Annotated in this window: 5 protein-coding genes; 3 read left to right on the top strand and 2 right to left on the bottom strand. The window is 65.2% G+C overall.

The genetic code is table 11. The features are described from left to right. Positions 1 to 881: cysteine synthase A (gene cysK / locus ACHWRX_RS06250; RefSeq protein WP_394658530.1), on the top strand; the 881-nt coding region annotated here is incomplete at its 5' end. Next, entirely contained in the window at positions 878 to 1,585 is a 708-nt protein-coding gene (locus ACHWRX_RS06245) for a dienelactone hydrolase family protein (protein ID WP_394658529.1), read from the top strand. The genes cysK and ACHWRX_RS06245, both read left to right, overlap by 4 nt. On the opposite strand, the gene hisI is transcribed toward ACHWRX_RS06245, so the two are convergent. After that, positions 1,582 to 1,959: a phosphoribosyl-AMP cyclohydrolase gene (gene hisI / locus ACHWRX_RS06240; protein WP_394658528.1), complete on the bottom strand. Its 378-nt coding sequence runs from the start codon at positions 1,957 to 1,959 to the stop codon at positions 1,582 to 1,584. The two genes, ACHWRX_RS06245 and hisI, sit on opposite strands and share 4 nt — an antisense overlap. Positions 1,960 to 2,308: 349 nt before the next feature. Next, positions 2,309 to 3,013: a double zinc ribbon domain-containing protein gene (locus ACHWRX_RS06235; protein WP_394658531.1), complete on the bottom strand. Its 705-nt coding sequence runs from the start codon at positions 3,011 to 3,013 to the stop codon at positions 2,309 to 2,311. Positions 3,014 to 3,130: 117 nt separating this feature from the next. On the opposite strand from ACHWRX_RS06235, the gene ACHWRX_RS06230 reads away from it, so the two are divergent. After that, positions 3,131 to 3,741 (top strand): methyltransferase domain-containing protein (locus tag ACHWRX_RS06230; protein WP_394658527.1); only part of this gene is annotated, 611 nt, incomplete at its 3' end.

The following is a 3,741-nucleotide window of genomic DNA, read 5'->3' as shown; positions in this document are numbered from 1 at the left end:
CGCCGCATATCCGCCTCTCGCGCTTGTTCCCGGACCATGAGGTCTGGGTAAAGAACGAGCGCGCGAATCCCGGCGGCTCCATCAAGGACCGCATCGGCCTCGCCATGATCGTCGCGGCGGAAAAGGATGGCAGCCTGAAGCCGGGCGGCACGATCATCGAGCCGACCTCTGGCAACACCGGCATTGGCCTCGCCATGGTGGCGGCGGTGAAGGGGTACAAGCTCGTCCTCGTCATGCCCGAATCGATGTCGCTGGAACGGCGCCGCCTCATGCTGGCTTATGGCGCTACCTTCGATCTGACGCCCAAGGAGAAGGGCATGAAGGGCGCTATCGAGCGGGCCCGGGAACTGGTGGATCAAACCCCCGGCGCGTGGATGGCCCAGCAGTTCGATAACCCCGCCAACGTGGATATCCACGTTCGCACGACCGCGCTGGAAATCCTTAACGACTTTGCGGACGCCCCGATCGACGTGATGATCACGGGCGTCGGCACCGGCGGCCACCTGACCGGCTGCGCGGAGCGTTTGAAGCAGGATTGGCCCTCGCTAAAAGCGTTCGCCGTTGAGCCTACGCTCTCTCCGGTCATTTCGGGTGGTCAGCCCGGCCCTCACCCCATCCAGGGCATCGGTGCAGGCTTTATCCCGTCGAACCTGCATACCCAGGCGATCGACGGCGCGATCCAGGTCGATCCCGCAGACGCCAAGGAGATGGCACGCCGCTGCGCCAGCGAGGAAGGCATCCTGGTGGGCATCAGTTCCGGCGCCACGCTGGCAGCGATCGCCGCCAAGCTGAAGGAACTGCCCGCCGGGAGCCGCGTGCTGGGCTTCAATTACGACACGGGTGAGCGCTATCTTTCCGTGCCGGACTTCCTGCCCGAATGACGGCACTGGAGCAGATCGCATACAGCCACGGTGATACGCGACTGACAGGGTGGCTGGCGCGTCCACAAGGTACGCCCCGCGCCGCCATCCTCGTCTTTCCCACGATCGCGAACGTCACTCCGGCGACCGAACGGCGCGCGGCGATGCTGGCGGACCTGGGCTATCTGGCGTTCATTGCCGACTTCTATGGCGAGCCGGTCACGGATTTCGCCGCGGCTGGTCCGCTGGCCGACGCCTTGCGCGCCAATACGGACCACTATCGCGCCCGGCTTACCGCCGCCGTGGATGCCCTGCGCGGGCTGCCCGAGGCGCAGGGCCTGCCGATCGCCGCGATCGGCTATTGCATGGGTGGTCAGGCCGCACTGGAATGCGCGCGTGCGGGGCATGACCTGTTTGCTTCTGTAAGCTTTCACGGGCTGCTCACCACCGCCAAGCCTGCGCAGCCGAACGCGATCAAGGCGCGGCTTCTTGTCTGTCATGGCGATGCCGACCCGCTGGTTCCCCGCGAACAGGTTCTGGCGTTTTGGGGGGAAATGGACGCGGCCGGGGCCGATTGGCACTTCCACGCTTACAGCGGCGTGCGCCACGGCTTCACCGATCCCGGCAGTGACGCGCGCGGAATGGCGGCGATCGCCTATAATGCCAGCGCCGACCGGCAGAGCTGGCTGGCGATGCGCAACCTCTTCGACGAAATCCTGGCTTAGTCGGCCACGGGCTCCAGCTTGCCATCCACCAATCGGCGATAGAAGCACGATGTCGCGCCGGTGTGGCAGGCCGGCCCCTGCGGCTCTACCAGCATGACCAGCGCGTCCTGATCGCAATCGACCAGGATATCGCGCACCTTCAACACATGCCCGGACGTTTCCCCCTTCAGCCAGAGCCGCCCGCGTGACCGCGAGTGGAAATGCGCCAGTCCGGTCTCCCGCGTGCGGGCGACCGCTTCGGCATCCATGAACGCCACCATCAAGACATTGCGTGAGTCGGCGTCCATGGCGATGCCCACCACCAAGCCATTGGCATCGAAGCGTGGGGTGAACACGTCGCCATTTTCCAGCTGGCTCTTCTCGCTCTGATCCATAGGGCTGCCCATTGTCCGCATGTTGTTCCCAGTGATGTATCGAATTGTTGCACGATAACCACAGGCGTCGCTCAAAATACGGCTGAATACGCAAAGCCGCTTTTCAAGCAAGCGGTTTAGAGAGATCACTGGTCTCGCAGCCGGGGGGCTGCAAATTAGCCGATCAGGTGCAGACGTCCAAGCGCCACGGTTCAGGGAATTCCGGTCACACCGCAAGGGGGATCGGGCCAAGATTGAGGGATCAGACCAAGCGGTCGACAGGGGGCCGCTGAACTGCTCTGCAGGGTCTTAATGAGTTTCGTCACGAGAACGCCCGAGGCTAACCCCTCGGGCGTTTTTCTTTGCAATGTCAGGCGAAAGGCAAGGCCTCGTCTAGCACACGGGCGAAGCAGGCGATCTTTACTTTGACCGCACCACCCCGCTGCAGCGCGCTGACACAGGCATCACTGGTGGCGCCGCTCGTCAGCACATCGTCCACCAGCAATACCGAGCGCCCTCTGATGCTCTCCGCCCGCGCCTCGTTGATGCGGATCGCTCCGCTCAACTCGCGTTTGCGGCCCCGCTTGCCCAGTCCGCCAAGGCTGACGGTGGCGCGATGACGGATCAGGCCGTCGACCAGCACCGGTCCTACACCCAGGCGCCGCAACTCTTGCGCCAGCACGGCGGCCTGATTGTATCCCCGGCGCCACAGTCGCCAGCGATGCAGCGGCACCGGGATGATGAGCCAATCTTCCCGCGGGCTGACTGCCAGGCGCGCGGCGATCAACCGTGCCATCATCGTCGCAAGACCAAGGCGGCTGCCATGTTTGAACGCCAGGACGAGCTTGCGCGAGGCATCGTTGTACAGCGTAGCGGCGGCAATCCCGGCGTGACGGGGAGGATCGGCCAGACATGGCGCGCACATCGCACCGGGCGGCACCCCCTCGCCAAACGGTCGACCACAGGCGGTGCAGCTCGGTTCTCCAGGTATCGCCAATTCACCCCAGCATTCGGCGCAGAGCCCTCCCTGCGTGCTCACCCCATCGCCACACAAAGGACAGCGTGGCGGGAACACGAAATCGACAAGTGGGGCGAGGATGGGCAGCACGCCGCACCGCTAGCGCATCGCTAACCGCGCGCAAACGCCTCCCTATCGCTTGCGACTGCGGGTGTCGTCGGGCACGGAAACGCCATGGCCGACCAACAGCTTCCGCAGATCTTCTCCCCGCACCGTCGCATCGCTGCCCGCCGGCGGATGCTTCATGCCCAGCAGCAAGCCGACGCCCCGCGCTACCTGCTCGATGACATGTTGGAAGATGTGCTGGAACGCCTGGCCTTCGTACGGCATCAACCGGCCCGCGCGCTGCTGATCGGCGATACCGGCGCGGTCCTGGGCGATGCCCTGGCGGCCCAAGGCATCCAGGTCGTGCAGGAGGAACCGGCGCTCGGCTTTGACGAACAGCTGCCGTTCCCTTCCGGCGGCTATGACCTCATCGTCAGCCTCTCGACCTTGGACACGGTGAACGATCTGCCTGGCACGCTGATCCACATGCGCAATGCCCTTGCCCCCGGTGGCCTGGCGATCGCCAGCTTCTGCGGCGCGGGCAGCCTGCCCGCTCTTCGCGCGGCGATGCTGGCAGGTGATGGCGAGCGCCCGGCGGCCCGCGTGCATCCGATGGTGGACGTCCGCGCCGGGGCGCAATTGCTGCAGCGGGCTGGCTTTGCCGATCCGGTCGCGGATTCGCGCCATCTGGACGTGGGGTTCCGGTCTCTCAAGCGCGCGATCGATGACTTGCGCGCGCA

The sequence above is a fragment of the uncultured Novosphingobium sp. genome (assembly GCF_964277725.1).
GTDB classification, from domain to species: Bacteria; Pseudomonadota; Alphaproteobacteria; order Sphingomonadales; family Sphingomonadaceae; genus Novosphingobium; species Novosphingobium fluoreni.
Note: the sequence above shows the minus strand (reverse complement) of the source record. Positions and strands in the feature narration are given on the sequence as shown.

Excerpts from the sequence above, each read along its gene's own strand:
- ACHWRX_RS06245 (WP_394658529.1), top strand. The coding sequence starts at position 878 with ATGACGGCACTGGAGCAGATCGCATACAGCCACGGTGATACGCGACTG.
- hisI (WP_394658528.1), bottom strand. The coding sequence starts at position 1,959 with ATGGATCAGAGCGAGAAGAGCCAGCTGGAAAATGGCGACGTGTTCACC.